This window comes from Pedobacter sp. 10L46_2 (assembly GCF_056395165.1).
Window position 1 is genome coordinate 1 of the sequence record NZ_JBFTIZ010000200.1, and the last position, 16,446, is coordinate 16,446.

Below are 16,446 nucleotides of genomic sequence, written 5' to 3' on the forward strand. Positions count from 1 at the left end.
GTATATCCTAATGATAGTGCTGCAAGGTATTGCTCCAATGCTTGTTCAGGATTTTCCTTGTAATTTTTCCAGATCGCTATTGCTCCTAATTGTGCAATAGCATATTCAATATAATAAAAAGGGACTTCGAAAAGATGCAGTTGTTTTTGCCAAATATTCCCGAACTCTTGTTCCAGGCCATCCCAGCTAGCAAATCCGCTACCAAAACGTGTATATATTTGCTTAAAGGCTTCCTCTCTGTCAGCGGCATTATGACCAGAATTGGTATAGATCCAATGTTGGAACTGATCTATAACAGCAACCCATGGCAAAGTTTTTAGCACATCGGCAAGCTGCTCTTTTTTTGCCCTGATGAGATCCTCTTCATTATCAAAATAGATGTTCCAGTTATCCATTGAAATGAGTTCCATGCTCATTGAAGCAAGTTCTGCGACCTCCGAAGGACAGTGTTTAAAGTCATTTAATTCCAGATTTGCAGTAAGGAAGGTATGTATGGCATGGCCGCCTTCATGGACCATAGTAGTTAGGTCTCTTAGCGAATTGGCAGAGTTCATGAAAATAAAAGGTGCGCCGGTTTCTGCAAGAGGATAGTTATAACCACCTGGTGCTTTTCCTTTTCTGCTTTCTACATCAAAAAGGTTGTTAGCTTTCATAATGGAAAGCATCTGGCCCAATTTAGGGTTAATGGCATTAAAGCAGTCGATACTTTTATCAATTAACTCTTTTCCATTTTTAAATGGTTTTAAAGCTGGTTTTCCAGTGGGGCTTACCTCCATATCCCATGGCTTTAATTCATCAATTCCAAGTAGTTCAGCTCTTTTTTCCGCCTGTTCCTTTAGGATGGGAACAATTTGCTTTTCAATAGCTTCATGAAAATGGTAACAATCCTGCGGCGTATAATCAAAACGGCCAAGCGCCTGGAACATATAATCTCGATAGTTCTCGAAACCAGCATTTACTGCTACCTGATGGCGCATAACTATCAACTCATCAAACAAAATGTTTAATTCATCCTTATTTACGAGGCGACGTTGTTGTATGGTTTCCCATGCCTGTTGTCTTACACTTCTATCCGTATCTTTAACAAAGTTGGCTGCTTGTTCCAGTGTATATTCCTTGTCGTTGATCATCACGCTCATTGCCCCGGTTATTGCCTGATACTTTTGCTGAGTTACCTGAAGTTTAGTTAAGAGTTCTACATTTTCTTCGCGATAAATCTCTAAAGCTTTTCTGATTGCTCTGATGTAGACAAAATATTTATCATGGTCCAGTTCATCAATAAACGGACTATCGTTAAATTTTTGGTTAAGCTGATTCGCTATTGGCGAAATTTTAGGTTCAATTTCGGTAGCAAAATATTGGAAATCTTTTACTAAGGTCTCATTACCAGTATCACAGCTCATTTTAATATATCGCCATGCAAAATCCTCTTCAAGAGCAGCTTCTAATTCACTTTTGTCCTTTAACCATTGTTCTAAATCATTTACATTGTCTATTGGACGAGCCAATAGCTCATTAAGTATGGGTTCAAGATTGTCCCATTTCATTTCCAGATTTTGAGGGATATAGATTCTTTTCTTTTTAGGTATGGTAAGGTTAATCATAATTAGAAATTAAAATTGGTTCTTAAGAAGGCATCAATTAAAAAACAAATGGCAAATATCACTGAAGCAAAACCATTTGTGGTGGCGAATGCTTTATTTACTTTACTGATGTCGTTAGGTTTTACGAGTAAGTGCTGATAAGTTAGCATAAAGCAAAAGAATGCTACGCCTACATAATAAACCCAGCTGAATGTAGTAAACATTACCGGTAGGATTACGCAAAGTGCGGAAAAGACATGCAATACTACCGAAAGATTTAAGGCATTTTTGATTCCCATTGCTGCCGGGATAGAATGTAGTTTTTCATTTCTGTCAAAATCTTCATCCTGTAAAGCATATATGATATCAAATCCACTAACCCAAAACAATACGGCAAATGAATAAAGAACAGGAACAATGTTGAATACCCCTGTTACTGCAATGTAGGCGCCAATGGGAGCAAGTGAAAGCCCCAGGCCCAATACCATATGGCACAATGCTGTAAATCTTTTTGTGTAACTGTAAAATAGTACTACAAAGAGGGCCACAGGCGAAAGATAAAAGCAAAGGCTGTTAATGAAGGCGGTAGTGGTAATAAAAAGAACGCAGTTAATAATTACGAATATTAATGCTTCATTAGCAGATATTTTACCTGCAGGAATGTCCCTCATTTGAGTGCGGGGATTTTTTGCATCTATGTTTCTGTCGAGGTACCTATTAAAGGCCATGGCTGCATTTCGAGCAAAAACCATGCACAGTAATACCAATGCCAGCAATAGCCAGTTAAATGGATTTGGAGTAGTAGTTACCCCAAGAAAAAAGCCTATCAGTGCAAAAGGCAAAGCAAAAATAGAGTGGGCAAATAATACCAGTGAAAAATACTTTTTCATTAACTTTTATTAAAAATCTTCTTTAGGGGTTAAAATGGGCATTACAAAATCTAGGTTAACCTGATCGATAAAATCTAAAACCTGATCTCTACCGGTGCTTTTCTCTGCAGAAGTTACAAAGTATGGGGGGATTTCTTCAAACCATCCTTTTAGTGCTTTTTTAAATGCCGAAACATTCTGATCGGTCTTTACCGCGCTTTGTTTATCTGCTTTGGTAAACACAAGTGCAAAAGGAATTTGGATCTCTCCCATCCAGCAGCAAAATTCAAGATCTATTTTTTGTGGTTCAAGCCTGCTATCTATTAATACAAAAACACATTGTAAGCTCTCACGCTTTGTGATGTAATTTCGTATAAATTTTTCCCAATTCTCGCGACTGCTTTTAGATACTTTGGCGTAGCCATAACCTGGTAAATCGACAATATACCACYTCTCATTAATCAGGAAATGGTTTATTAATTGGGTTTTACCTGGCCTTTGTGAGGTTTTTGCTAATCCATGTTGATTAACAAGCATGTTGATTAACGAGGATTTTCCAACGTTTGAACGTCCAATAAATGCATACTCTGGCATATTGGCAACAGGCAGCGCTGAAACCTTTGTATTACTACAAATAAATGTTGCTGATTTTATAATCATTTGACAAAGGTAGAAAATTAGTTTTCAACAATACTTATCTTTGCTGCGTACCATGAACGAAAACATCACACCATACCAATCTGAAACGGCAACAAAGAAGGAACAAGTTGCCAGCATGTTTAATAATATATCAGGAACTTATGATTTTTTAAATCACTTTATGTCCTTAGGTATTGATATTATATGGCGTAAAAAGGCAATAAGGGAACTTAAGTCTATCAAACCACGCATCATGCTTGATGTGGCAACTGGTACAGGTGACTTTGCTTTTGAGGCAATAAAAATTTTAGCACCTGAGAAAATAATTGGAGTAGATATTTCTGAAGGCATGCTTGATGTTGCGCGTAAGAAAATTCAGGATAGAAATTTACAGCACGTTTTTTCTGTTCAGACAGGGGATTCGGAAGGATTACACTTTGGCGATGATCATTTTGATGCAATAACTGTAGCTTTTGGTGTAAGGAATTACGAAAATCTCGAGAAAGGACTTGCAGATATGTACAGGGTTTTGAAACCAGGAGGTAAAATTGTTATACTGGAGTTTTCTAAACCCAGAAAATTTCCGATTAAACAGGGGTATAATTTTTACTTTAAACATGTGACACCAATGCTGGGTAAGCTATTTTCTAAAGACAATAGAGCTTACTGCTATTTGCCGGAATCTGTAGCAGCATTTCCGGATGGCGAGGAGTTTACACGTTTAATGAATAAGGTTGGTTTTACAAACACCAGGGATAGACGCCTTACGTTTGGTATAAGTGCAATTTATACTGGGACCAAATGAAAATAAAATCAGGCTTACTTATTTTATGCTTATTCGCATGTGTGTCAGCCAGAGCCCAAAATTGGGGAGGTGGGGTAGATGATTCCAATCTCCATTTCGGATTTACATTTCAGTATCTTTCATCAGAGTATAAGATTCTAAAGAGACCGGATTGGAGAGAATTTAAAAATATACTTCCCGAAGATTTGGATCCGCCTAAATTAACCGGAATATCCTCTGATTCCTCTCCGGGCTTTGGAATTGGATTTGTCGTAAATAAACGACTGATCGAAAATGCCGATCTAAGATTTACACCAATACTGGTGTTTAATGATAGGGTGTTAACTTTTCACCATGACGAACTTAAAGATAACGTTGAACGGAAGATATCCTCAACGCTAGTGGAGTTCCCACTTGGAATAAAGCTGAAATCAGATAGGAGGAATAATTTTAGAGCTTATATGATCGGAGGAGCTAAATATTCAATGGATATTTCTTCAAAGAAAAAGACAAATAATGCGAATATAACTGACCCCGGAGAGAAGATGGTAAATAATGTACGGAACTATCTCTCATATGAAGCCGGATTGGGTTTCGACCTCTATTTCGAATATTTTAAAATGTCGCCAGAGATTAAATTATCCTACTCCTTCAACAGTGTTTTAAAGGATGAACCTAATCGCTATTCTTATCCAATTGATAAATTAATGCTGCGTCATGTGACATTCAGTTTATTTTTTGAGTAATGCTACTGCTAAAAAAATTATAGCTTTGCTTAATAATCAATAAAATCAGGGATGTCAAAAATTGCATTAATTACAGGAGCAACTTCAGGTATTGGGGCTGCTTGTGCGCATTTGTTTGCGGCTCAAGGTTATAACTTAATTTTACTAGGCAGAAGAGAACAGCTTTTAACAGAGGTATCTAAACATCTGGAAGATAAATATGCCGTTGAAGTTAAAAAGATAGTTGCAGATGTAAGGGATAATGAAGATTTATCTTATCGTTTAGAAACTTTACCACAACAATGGAAGAAAGTAGATGTATTAATTAATAACGCCGGCTTAAGTCAGGGGCTTGATCCAATAGATAAAGGTAATATTGATGATTGGGACACTATGATCGACACTAATGTTAAAGGTTTGCTATATAYAACACGTATAGTTTCTAACTGGATGATTGCCCGGAAATCTGGTCATATTATAAATATTGGCTCTATCGCGGGTAAAGAAGTTTACCCTAACGGAAATGTATATTGTGCCACTAAACATGCAGTAGATGCTTTAAATAAAAGTATGAGAATCGACTTGTTGCCCCATGGCATAAAAGTTACCGCTATTAATCCCGGAATGGTTGAAACGGAATTCTCTAAGGTTCGGTTTAAAGGAGATGAGGGTAGAGCAAAAAAGGTTTATGATGGATTGGAACCTCTTGTCGCAAAGGATATAGCTGAAGCAATATGGTTTGTAGTGAGCAGACCTGCTCATGTAAATATAAATGACATGTTGATAATGCCAACAGCACAGGCAACAGGTACTATAATTAATAGAAAATAGAATACTAACAGAAAATCATATGATAGCTAATACAATAGATCAGGAAATAAAACAGGCAATGCTTGCAAAAGACCAGGCAAGGCTTAGAGGTTTAAGGGCAATAAAGGCAGCTTTGTTATTGGCGAAAACTGAGAAGGGATCATCAGAGGAAATTACCGAAGAAGCTGAACTTAAGATTTTACAAAGATTAATTAAACAGCGTAAAGAGTCGGCTGATATTTATAAACAACAAGGCAGAGAAGATTTGAGTACTGTAGAAGAAGAAGAAATTGAGGTAATCAGCAATTTTATGCCTAAACAACTAGACAGAGCTGAAATTGAAGCGGTGATTTCACAAATTATTAAGAACTCCGGTGCGAATTCTGTAAAGGAGATGGGTAAGGTAATGGGGTTAGCCAATAAGGAACTGGCAGGTAAAGCCGATGGTAAGTTAATTGCAGAGATTGTAAAAACACAATTGGCATAAATTGTGTTGCATTAAGCACATTAAGCCTTTTTCTTAAAATAATGTTTTAAAATTACATTAATTTAATTTTAGTCTACTAACTTAGTAGCATACCTTACAAAATATTCAATATGAGATACGAAGTAATAGAAGAAGATGGGTTTAAATATATAGAAGCTGGAAAAGGTGAGACCCTGGTATTACTTCATGGTTTGATGGGAGAACTAAGCAATTGGGAGGATGTGATTGATCATTTTAAAGAAAATTATCATGTCATTGTGCCAATTTTGCCCATTTATGAGCTCCCAATACTCACACTCGGGGTAAAAAGTTTATCTAAATACATTCACAGATTTATAAAATTCAAAAAACTCGGGCAGGTTGTTTTGATAGGGAATTCACTTGGTGGCCATGTTGGTCTTGTGTTTACAGTTTCTCATCAGGAACATGTAAAGGCACTTGTATTGACCGGCAGTTCTGGATTATATGAAAATGCTTTTGGAGGATCATTCCCAAGAAGAGAGAGTTACGATTACATTAAGGAAAAAGTAGAATTTACTTTCTTCGATCCGGCAACCGCAACAAAAGAACTGGTTGATGAAGTTTATAAAAGTGTTAACGATCGTTCAAGAGTAATTAGAATTCTGGCATTGGCAAAATCTGCTATTCGTCATAATATGTCTAAAGACCTTTCCCGTATAACTATACCTGTTTCTTTAATCTGGGGTAAGCAAGATAAAGTAACACCACCGGAAGTTGCAGAAGAATTTCATCAACTTTTGCCGAATTCAGAATTGAATTGGGTAGATTTATGTGGCCATGCACCAATGATGGAGCGACCAGAGGTTTTTAATGATTATCTTGATAAGTTTTTAAATAGAATTTTACTTAAATAATGTTTGCATCTGAACTCATATCTAATTCAATACCACCGCTAAAGACGTCTGATTCGGTTCAGAAAGCTTTGGACAGAATGGCTGAGTTCAAATTATATCATTTACCAATTGTTAACGAAACCCAGTTTCTTGGATTAGTTGCTGAGGAAGAGTTAATTGAAGTTAGAGATGTTCAACAGCCTATTGGTAGTTTATCACTTTCCATCTTAAATCCATTTGTATTTGAAGATGTTCACGTTTATGACATCATAAGGTTGTTTAATCAGCTACACTTATCGGTAGTTCCGGTATTGGATTATAAAAAGAATTATTTAGGCCTGATATCAATAAACAGTCTTTTAGAGTACACCTCAAATATCTTTGCGGTAAAGGAATACGGCGGTATAATTGTTTTGGAAATAAGTAATAGGAACAATTCGTTGTCACATATGGCGCAGATTGTTGAAGCAGATAATGCTCAGATCCTCTCATCTTATGTGCAATCCTTCCCAGATTCTACCAGATTAGAAGTTACTTTGAAAATTAATAAAACTGACCTTTCAGGAATAATAGCTTCTTTTGAACGCTACGATTACCAGGTGAAGGCAGTATTTAACAGTACCATATCTGACAATGGTACAGAAGATAGATTTAATTCATTTATGAATTATTTAAATGTATAACCAGGGTTTATACAGATTCCATAACCGCAAAATGAAAATACATTAATGAAGATTGCAATTTACGGTAGAGAGTTCAATAATAGTGTATTGCCTTATGTGCAGGAAGTATTTAATGTTCTCGACAGTTATAAAAGCCCGATTCTGGTTTACGAGATAACTCGGCCATGATGATTATTCACGCTTATATGAACAATGAGTTCGTTAACTCTTATTGGGCAGATGGATTAATCATTGCTACACCAACAGGTTCCACAGCTTATTCATTGAGCTGCGGTGGTCCGATTATTTATCCAAGTTCACAAAACTTTGTTATTACGCCAATTGCACCTCATAATTTGAATGTAAGACCGGTGATTATTCCTGACGATGTGTCGTTAACTTTTGAAATTGAGGCAAGAAGCTCCAAATTTTTAGTTTCCTGTGATTCAAGAACAGAAACAGTGGACAAGTCTGTCAAAATAATACTGAATAAAGCCAGCTTTCATGTAAATTTAATCAGGCTTAATAACGAAACCTATTTAACAACTTTAAGGAATAAATTGCTTTGGGGCATAGATACCCGGAATTATTAGAATGGATAAGAAACAACTTGTTTATTTTCTTGCAATGTTTCTTTGTGGAATCAGTGCAAAAGCCCAGGTTTTTGAGGTGGGTGCAGTTGCTGGTGGAGCAGGTTATTTAGGAGATTTGAATCAAAACAAGCCGCTAAAAATAAGTGGAATCTCGGCAGGAGCTTTTGTGAAAGTAAATATAGATCCATATTGGGCAGTTGGGCTCCATTATACATATGGAAAGATAAAGGCGGATGATACAAAATCGGATAATGAACATTTCAGAAATAGGGGACTTAACTTCAGCACCGCATTAAATGAGGTGAGTCTGCAGGTAGACTTCAATTTTTTTGAATACTTTGCGGGAGGAGGCACCAAAAGATTCTCGCCATATATTTTTACAGGAATTGGAGGAGTATTGTATAATCCTACCGCCAGATACTCAGGTGTTGTGGGATTGGAAGATAAAAAATATAATTTGAGAGATTATCACACAGAAGGACAGAATGTATCTTACAGAAATTATGCACTAACGGTTCCTTATGGAGTAGGAGTAAAAGTAAAATTGAAAGAAAACTGGGGGTTATTTAGTCAGATCGGTTATAGAACAGCATATACTGATTATCTTGATGATGTTAGTGGCTTATATCCAAATATTGCGCATTGGAATAACGAGCCAAATGGAGATATAAGTAAACTGCTTTCAAACCCTTCAAATCCTACTTCTACTGATTTTCAATACACTCAAAGAGGAGATTTTAGAAAAAGAGATACATATATGTTTGTAGGTATTGGCATATCTTATACCTTTGTGTCCCAAAAATGTTATACATTTTAGGCATATTTGCAGGAAATTAATGGGATTTAAAGAACAAATCGACGTAACACGCTTACCAGAGCACATCGCCATCATCATGGATGGAAATGGGCGATGGGCAAAAAATCAGGGTAAATTCAGACACTTCGGTCATGAAAGTGGTGTGCTGTCTGTAAAAGATATTGTAGAGGGTTGCGCTGATATAGGAATAAAATATTTAACTGTTTACGCCTTTTCGACAGAAAACTGGAACAGGCCTATTGAAGAAGTTAATGCCTTGATGGAGTTGTTGATATCAACAATCAATCAGGAAACGGCTACTCTTAACAAAAATAACATCCGGTTAAATGCAATAGGTGACATTGCGTCGTTACCCCAAAAATGTATTGATGACTTACGCAGTGCTATGGAAAAGACAGCGAAAAATACCCGTTGTACTTTAACATTGGCATTAAGCTATAGTGCTAAATGGGAGATCATTGATGCCGCTAAGAAACTGGCACAGAAGGTTAAAGACCAGAAATTAAATATTGAAGACATTAATGAAGAAAATTTTGCAGCTGAGTTAACAACAGTAAACATCCCTGATCCTGAACTCATGATCAGAACAAGCGGCGAGCATAGAGTGAGTAATTTTCTGTTATGGCAAATGGCTTATACGGAACTTTATTTTACTGAAACACTATGGCCCGACTTCAGGCGAGAAGACCTTTTTGAGGCTATTGTAGACTATCAAAAACGCGAACGCCGCTTTGGTAAAATTAGTGAACAATTGAACTAATTTTACTTTTAACACTTTTTAACATGTGTTTAAATTAACTTAGCATCGATTTTTAGATTGTAAATGAAAAGAATATATCAACTCATATTATTGTTATTGATTGGTTTACCAACAATGGCACAGATTACCCGACCGTCCAATACTGCACCACCTACCCTTAAAGTTAAGGGCCTGGACTTGGATTATTTTAATCCAAAAGAGTACATAATTGGAGGTACTACCCTTACCGGAACTCATTTCATTGACAAGGATGTAATCATTACTTTATCTAAATTGATAAAGGGAGAACGTATTGTATTGCCAGGTGAGGCAACAGCCAATGCAATTAAGACCTTGTGGGCTCAAGGCTTATTTGATGATGTGCAGTTAGATATTGCTAAAATTGTAGAGGACACTGTTTATTTTGACATTGAGGTGGTTGAACGACCGCGTTTAAGTTCATTTGAAATTAATGGCGTGAGTAAGTCCCAAAAGACTGACATCATGGAGAAATTAAATGAGAAAAGCGGAAAATCTATTATCAATGATAATTTATACAATTCAACAACTGCAACAATAAAGAAGTTCCTTTTAGGTAAGGGCTACTTTTTTACAACAGTAGAGTATAAAACAAAACCTGATCCAAGCTTGGAGAATGGAATGATTCTGCAGGTGTTTGTCGATAAGGGTCGAAAAGTAAAAGTTCATGAGATAAACTTTACCGGAAATAAGGATTTTTCATCTGCTAAACTGCGTAAGTTTTTAAAGAAAACAAAGCAACAGGCATTCTATAAAGTATTTGGCTCCGGAAAATTCAACAAGGAAAAATACGATGAAGATAAAGTAACGCTTATTGCCAAGATGCAGGATAAAGGCTATCGTGACGCTGTTATTCTTAAGGATAGTATTTTCCAGTATAGTGATAAAGCAATTGGTATCAATATCGATGTGTATGAAGGTCCTAAATATTACTTTGGTGATATTACCTGGGCAGGGAATGCTAAGTATACAACTGAGATCCTGGAAAAGACCTTTGGCATTGAAAAAGGAGAGGTGTTTAGTGAAGAAAAGCTTGAAAAGAAATTAAGAGGTAGTGCAAATGGGGATGATGTTTCAAGTATTTATCTTAACGATGGTTATTTGACTTTTAATGTTGATCCTGTACAAACCAAAATTCACGGTGATACTGTAGATGTTGAAATGCGTATTTATGAAGGACCTCAGTATACCAATAATCGTATTACTTTAAAAGGAAATACCATAACAAATGATAGGGTAGTATTAAGGGAGATTCGTACAAAGCCAGGAGAAAAATTCTCTAAGGATTTATTGATCCGTACTGTTCGTGAGATTGGTCAATTGGGTAACTTTGATGAATCTAAAACGGTTCCAACTCCTAAACCGAATCCGGCTGATGGTACAGTAGATATCGAATATGCTGTTGAAGAAAAACCTTCTGATCAGATTGAGTTATCTGGTGGTTTTGGTGGTGGTAACATTATTGGAACATTAGGACTTACCTTTAACAACTTCTCATTAAAAAACATATTTAATCTGGATGCTTACAAACCTCTGCCTAAAGGTGATGGTCAGAAATTAAGTCTTCGTGGACAAACAAATGGTAAGTATTATCAATCTTACAGTTTCTCTTTCTCTGAGCCTTGGCTTGGTGGTAAGAAACCAATCAGTTTTGGCGTAAGTGCATTTACATCATTACAATCAAATGGTTTGAAGGCTGCTGATAGCAGGTTCCAAAAGATTCGTTTAAATGGTGTGACTGTTAGTTTGGGTAGAAGGCTGAATTTCCCTGATAACTATTTCCAGCTAACACATGCTATTAATGTTCAGCAATATATCTTAAATAACTACCCAGGATATTTGTTTAGTACAGGAACTTCTTACAACCTTAACTTAACTCAAGAGTTAAGCAGGGACTCAAGAAATCATCAGATTTTCCCAACAGAGGGTTCGTACTTTAAGTTCACTATTCAGGCAACTCCTCCATACTCTCTTTTAAATAACATTAATTATGCAACGGCATCTGATAAACAACGTTATAAGTTTACAGAGTATCACAAATGGAAATTTGAGTCTCAGTGGTTCCAAAGATTGGCCGGCAAATTTGTTGTGATGGCACAAGCTCAGTTTGGTTTCTTAGGAACGTATAACTCGGCAGTTGGAGAATCGGCGTTCGAACGTTTTAAATTGGGGGGTGATGGTATGCAGGGATTTGATTTCTTGCAAGGTTCAGAAGTAATTAAGATGCGTGGATATGCAAATAATGCAGTAATTCCACAAGGATCTGATGCAACTATTGCGCAAAATTCAGGAAGTCCTATATTTACTAAATATGTTATGGAATTAAGATATCCAGTGATTGCAAGTCAACAAGCAACTGCGTTTATTGTAGCATTTGCCGAAGGTGGTAATACCTGGAACAAGTTTGGAGATTTTAATCCTTTTAACATTAGAAGGACTGCAGGTGTTGGTGCTAGAATATTTTTACCGATATTTGGAATGTTGGGAATTGATTATGGGCATGCCTTTGATAAAATTCCAGGAATTGTTGATGGTGGAAAACAAAATTTCACCTTCAGTATTGCACAACAGTTGGGAGGACTTTAATTAATTAATGCTTTTAGAAATGAAAAAATACTTTTTAATTTGCTTTTTGCTCTTTACCGGCTTTGGAGCATTTGCACAAAAGTTTGCTTACGTAGATACTGAATATATACTTAAACATTTACCTGAGTATAAATCTGCGCTGGATCAAATGAATGTGTTGTCTCAGCAATGGCAAGAGAAGGTTGATGCTAACTTTACTGAGATAGATAAGATGTATAAGGCTTACCAGGCAGATCAGGTATTGTTAACTGAAGATATGCGCAAAAGAAGAGAGAATGAAATCATTGAAAAGGAAAAAGCGGCTAAAGATTTTCAGCGCAAGATATTTGGTCCGGATGGAGATCTTTTCCAAACCCGTTCAAAATTGTTGAGTCCTATTCAGGATAAGGTTACAAAAGCCATTTCTGAAATAGCGAAAGTTAAACTCCTTGATTTCATATTTGATAAGAGTAGTGAAGCCACAATGATGATATACGCAAGCAGTACTTATGATGTAAGTAACGACGTTATTGTAAGATTGGGTTTCAAACCTGGAACGATGCTGAAATAAACACACAAATAGATAAATTAAAAACAATTATTAAGAAAAATAAAGATGAGAAAGTTAATGAACGCATTTTTTGTAACAGCTGGCTTATTGTTCACTGTCAACATCGCAAATGCACAACAAAAATTGGCACACTTGAATTCAGCGGCTATTATTGAAGCAATGCCTGAAGTTAAAACTGCCAGAACCACATTGGAGGCCTTTCAAAAAACGAAAACTGCTGATATTGATAAAATGATTTCTGAATACCAGACTAAACTTAAAGCGGCTCAGGACAAAGAAAAAACTATGAGCGAAGCTAACAAAGAAACTGTTGGTAAAGAATTACAAACAATGGGAGCTGAATTGCAGGATTTAGAGAAACGTATCACTGATGCAAGAACAAAAGCTCAACAAGAATTAGAAACAAAAAATGCAGAACTTTTTARCCCTATTCAGGTAAAAGCTGATGCTGCTATTAAGGCAGTCTCAAAAGAAAAAGGTTTTACATATGTATTTGATACTGCAAACCAGGGATTAGTGTACTGGGATGGTGGCGAAGACATTACACCTCTTGTTAAAACTAAGTTAGGTATTGCTGCCACTGCAACAACTCCTGCTCCTAAAAAATAGTGAAGATCAAACCTCTGTCACAACATTCGAAAGAAAACAGTTAGTAGAGGAAAAAATATTTAAATTGCGGGATTGAGTGATAAAACTCAATCCCGTTTCTTTTTGCAATGAATACTAAGCATTCCATTGGTGTTTTTGATTCAGGTTATGGTGGTTTAACTGTTTTTAAATCAATAGCCCAAAAACTACCTCAATATAACTATATCTATTTTGGTGACAATGCCCGTTCACCTTATGGAGATCATTCATTTGATACCGTATATCAGTATACCTTAGAGTGTGTGGAATGGTTATTTGCCCAGGGATGTCAATTGGTTATTCTGGCTTGCAACACGGCCTCAGCAAAGGCTCTTCGCTCGATACAGCAGAACGTATTACCTTTTAAATATCCTAATAATAGAGTTCTTGGAGTGATCAGGCCAACGGCAGAAATAGTAGGGGAGTTTACTTCTTCGAAAACTATTGGAGTCATGGGGACTCGCGGAACAATTAATTCCGAGTCTTATCTAATAGAGATTAATAAGTTTTTTCCGGAGGTAAAGGTTCTTCAACAAAGTTGCCCAATGTGGGTGCCATTAGTAGAGAACAATGAGCATTTGGATCGCGGGGCTGACTATTTTGTAGAAAAGTACATTAATGAATTGCTGGAGAAGGACCGCAAAATAGATTGTATTCTTTTAGCCTGTACACATTATCCCTTGCTTATTCCTAAAATAAAAGAAAAGCTTCCAGCGAATGTAAGTTTATTAGGTCAGGGTGATATCGTAGCAGACACAGGCACGCCTCCATTTTTTTTGGATCTGATGTTATTTCGTATCGTATAAGCCTGAAAACCCAGTCATTATAATCTGACCGAAAGATTGTATTTCTTTCTAGGTTCTAATTATTATTAACGGTAAATTTGCCGCTCAAATAACACATAATGAGTGACTCGATAAAACATGAATGCGGAATAGCCTTTATTCGCCTTTTAAAACCTCTCTCATACTACCAGCAAAAATACGGGACTGCACTTTACGGACTTAATAAGCTTTACCTCTTAATGGAAAAGCAGCACAACCGTGGGCAGGATGGAGCAGGGATTGCAACAATTAAACTAGACGTAAAACCAGGTCATCGCTACATTAGCAGATATCGCTCAATGGCACAAAACGCTGTTGCGGATATCTTTGGTTACGTTCAGAACAAATTTGTTGACATTCAAAACGAAACTCCTGAGTTGATGCAGGATGCTGAGTGGCTAAAAAATAATGTAAGTTTTATTGGAGAAGTTTTACTGGGACATTTACGTTATGGTACACACGGTAAAAATAGCATAGAAAATTGCCATCCATTTTTACGTCAGAACAACTGGATGACCCGGAACCTTGTTATTGCCGGTAATTTTAACATGACCAATGTAGATGAATTACTCGAACAACTTTATGAGCTTGGTCAGCATCCAAAAGAACAAGCTGATACGGTTACCGTTTTAGAAAAAATAGGCCATTTCCTTGATGATGAAAATCAGGAACTTTTTGACGAGTACAAAAAAGAAGGACTTGATAATGTTCAGATCACTCATAAAATCTCAGAAAATTTAGACATAGCAAAAATCTTAAAACGCTCTGCAAAAAACTGGGATGGTGGTTATGCGATCTCTGGTATTGTTGGAAATGGAGATGCATTTATTCTTCGTGATCCTTCAGGTATCCGCCCGGCTTATTATTATCAGGATGATGAAATTGTTGTAGCTGCTTCAGAGAGACCAGCAATTCAAACTGCATTTAATATCCCATTCAAAGACGTTAAAGAAATTGAACCAGGTCATGCGCTAATTGTTAAGAAAAATGGCACTGTAACTCAGGAGATTTTTAGAGAGCCTGAAGAAAAAAGAGCATGCTCTTTTGAACGCATCTATTTTTCGAGAGGTAGCGATGCCGAAATCTATAAAGAAAGAAAGCATTTAGGGGCGTTACTTTGTAAGCAAATACTTAGTGCAGTAAAATCGGATTTAAAAAACACAGTATTCTCTTTTATCCCTAATACTGCCGAAGTTTCATTTTATGGAATGGTTGAAGGGTTACATAGTTACATCAGAAATGTACAAAAAGATACTTTATTGCATCGTAAAGATTCTTTGAATGATGAACAATTGGATGAGTTATTGTCCATGTCTCCGAGGGTAGAGAAATTAGCGATTAAAGATGTTAAGTTAAGAACATTTATTACACAAGACGCAGATAGGGGTGATATGGTTGCCCATGTTTATGATACCACATACGGTGTAATAAAAAATCATACAGATACTTTAGTGGCGGTAGATGATTCAATTGTTAGAGGTACAACTCTTAAACAGAGTATTATCAAAATTATTGATAGACTGCACCCTAAAAAGATTATTATCGTTTCGTCGGCACCTCAGATACGTTATCCTGACTGCTACGGTATTGATATGTCGAAGATGGGTCAATTTGTTGCTTTTGAAGCAGCAATTCAACTTTTGAAAGCTCGTGGAATGGAGCATGTCATTGAAGAGGTATACCAAAAGTGTAAGGCTTCATTATTACTTCCAAAAGAGGAAATTGTAAATCATGTAAAAGACATTTACAGACCATTTAAACAAGAGGAAATCTCTGCACAAATTACTAAAATCATTACTCCTGACAATATCAATGCAGAGGTAGAGGTAATTTATCAGACATTAGATAATTTACATGTGGCTTGTCCAAATCATACCGGCGATTGGTACTTCTCGGGTAACTACCCAACTCCAGGAGGAAATAAGGTTGTTAATAAAGCCTTTGTAAACTGGAAAGAAGGAAACAATCAAAGAGCTTACTAGAAGCCTAATTAGCAGATATAAAAAGTCTCGTTGTAAAATGCAACGGGACTTTTTTATTGCCGTTGTTTACATGTGATACTTTATAAATACCTGAATAAATAACCTGATTGCAAATATTAAAATCACTGCCCCAGCTATTTTATTGAGGTTCTGAATGCTTTTTTCTTTAATCCGGTATCTTAATTTTGCTGCATAATACGTTTTAACACAATCAACTGATAGCTGGGTTGTCATCGCAATCACAAAGAATACCACCTTTTCGGCCATATCATAATG

The 16,446-nt window shown here is 36.4% G+C and carries 16 protein-coding genes and 2 pseudogenes; 14 read left to right on the forward strand and 4 right to left on the reverse strand.

Features of this window, described 5'->3' with window-relative positions:
- The 3 genes from AC1DDX_RS18690 to yihA form a co-directional block, all read right to left on the reverse strand.
- The coding region (locus AC1DDX_RS18690) for a M3 family oligoendopeptidase (RefSeq protein WP_477622403.1) at positions 1–1,604 on the reverse strand (1,604 nt) is incomplete at its 3' end.
- 2 nt (positions 1,605–1,606) lie between these two features.
- Positions 1,607–2,473: a UbiA-like polyprenyltransferase gene (locus AC1DDX_RS18695; protein ID WP_172661194.1), complete on the reverse strand. Its 867-nt coding sequence runs from the start codon at positions 2,471–2,473 to the stop codon at positions 1,607–1,609.
- Positions 2,474–2,482: 9 nt separating this feature from the next.
- Positions 2,483–3,112, reverse strand: coding sequence for a ribosome biogenesis GTP-binding protein YihA/YsxC (yihA, locus tag AC1DDX_RS18700; RefSeq protein ID WP_477622404.1), 630 nt, complete (start codon positions 3,110–3,112; stop codon positions 2,483–2,485).
- 52 nt (positions 3,113–3,164) lie between these two features.
- On the opposite strand from yihA, the gene ubiE reads away from it, so the two are divergent.
- The 14 genes and pseudogenes from ubiE (at position 3,165) to AC1DDX_RS18770 (ending at position 16,170) form a co-directional block, all read left to right on the forward strand.
- Positions 3,165–3,896 carry a bifunctional demethylmenaquinone methyltransferase/2-methoxy-6-polyprenyl-1,4-benzoquinol methylase UbiE gene (gene ubiE / locus AC1DDX_RS18705; RefSeq protein ID WP_172661193.1) on the forward strand — a complete coding sequence of 244 codons (732 nt, stop codon included), beginning with the start codon at positions 3,165–3,167 and terminating at the stop codon, positions 3,894–3,896.
- Positions 3,893–4,621 (forward strand): type IX secretion/gliding motility protein PorT/SprT, encoded by a 729-nt coding sequence (gene porT / locus AC1DDX_RS18710; RefSeq protein ID WP_172661192.1) that lies wholly within the window; start codon positions 3,893–3,895, stop codon positions 4,619–4,621. Before ubiE ends, porT begins: the two co-directional genes overlap by 4 nt.
- Positions 4,622–4,672: 51 nt before the next feature.
- Positions 4,673–5,431, forward strand: coding sequence for an SDR family NAD(P)-dependent oxidoreductase (locus AC1DDX_RS18715; protein ID WP_477622405.1), 759 nt, complete (start codon positions 4,673–4,675; stop codon positions 5,429–5,431).
- A gap of 19 nt (positions 5,432–5,450) precedes the next feature.
- On the forward strand, positions 5,451–5,897 hold the full coding sequence (locus tag AC1DDX_RS18720) for a GatB/YqeY domain-containing protein (protein ID WP_172661190.1): 447 nt from the start codon (positions 5,451–5,453) through the stop codon (positions 5,895–5,897).
- A 110-nt stretch (positions 5,898–6,007) separates the two neighbouring features.
- Positions 6,008–6,772, forward strand: coding sequence for an alpha/beta fold hydrolase (locus tag AC1DDX_RS18725; protein WP_172661189.1), 765 nt, complete (start codon positions 6,008–6,010; stop codon positions 6,770–6,772).
- Positions 6,772–7,434, forward strand: a complete 663-nt coding sequence (locus AC1DDX_RS18730; RefSeq protein ID WP_172661188.1) for a CBS domain-containing protein — start codon at positions 6,772–6,774, stop codon at positions 7,432–7,434. The genes AC1DDX_RS18725 and AC1DDX_RS18730 overlap by 1 nt, the downstream gene beginning before the upstream one ends.
- A 149-nt stretch (positions 7,435–7,583) precedes the next feature.
- A pseudogene (locus tag AC1DDX_RS18735) lies at positions 7,584–8,006 on the forward strand (diacylglycerol kinase catalytic domain-containing protein); the annotation flags it as partial.
- 1 nt (position 8,007) lies between these two features.
- A complete protein-coding gene (gene porG / locus AC1DDX_RS18740; protein WP_172661186.1) occupies positions 8,008–8,823 on the forward strand; it encodes a type IX secretion system protein PorG in 816 nt (271 codons plus the stop codon).
- A gap of 19 nt (positions 8,824–8,842) precedes the next feature.
- Positions 8,843–9,583: an isoprenyl transferase gene (locus AC1DDX_RS18745; RefSeq protein ID WP_288883585.1), complete on the forward strand. Its 741-nt coding sequence runs from the start codon at positions 8,843–8,845 to the stop codon at positions 9,581–9,583.
- 63 nt (positions 9,584–9,646) lie between these two features.
- Positions 9,647–12,187: an outer membrane protein assembly factor BamA gene (gene bamA, locus AC1DDX_RS18750; RefSeq protein ID WP_048907230.1), complete on the forward strand. Its 2,541-nt coding sequence runs from the start codon at positions 9,647–9,649 to the stop codon at positions 12,185–12,187.
- Between the two features lie 19 nt (positions 12,188–12,206).
- A complete protein-coding gene (locus tag AC1DDX_RS18755) occupies positions 12,207–12,737 on the forward strand; it encodes an OmpH/Skp family outer membrane protein (RefSeq protein ID WP_172661184.1) in 531 nt (176 codons plus the stop codon).
- Between the two features lie 45 nt (positions 12,738–12,782).
- The gene (locus tag AC1DDX_RS18760; protein WP_477622406.1) at positions 12,783–13,346 is read left to right on the forward strand and encodes an OmpH/Skp family outer membrane protein; all 564 of its coding nucleotides are present in this window, start codon (positions 12,783–12,785) and stop codon (positions 13,344–13,346) included.
- A 107-nt stretch (positions 13,347–13,453) separates the two neighbouring features.
- Entirely contained in the window at positions 13,454–14,170 is a 717-nt protein-coding gene (gene murI / locus AC1DDX_RS18765; protein WP_477622407.1) for a glutamate racemase, read from the forward strand.
- Between the two features lie 98 nt (positions 14,171–14,268).
- Positions 14,269–16,170: an amidophosphoribosyltransferase gene (locus tag AC1DDX_RS18770; protein WP_172661181.1), complete on the forward strand. Its 1,902-nt coding sequence runs from the start codon at positions 14,269–14,271 to the stop codon at positions 16,168–16,170.
- A 66-nt stretch (positions 16,171–16,236) separates the two neighbouring features.
- Here the strand turns inward: AC1DDX_RS18770 and AC1DDX_RS18775 are convergent.
- Positions 16,237–16,446, reverse strand: a pseudogene (locus tag AC1DDX_RS18775) (LysE family translocator); the annotation flags it as partial.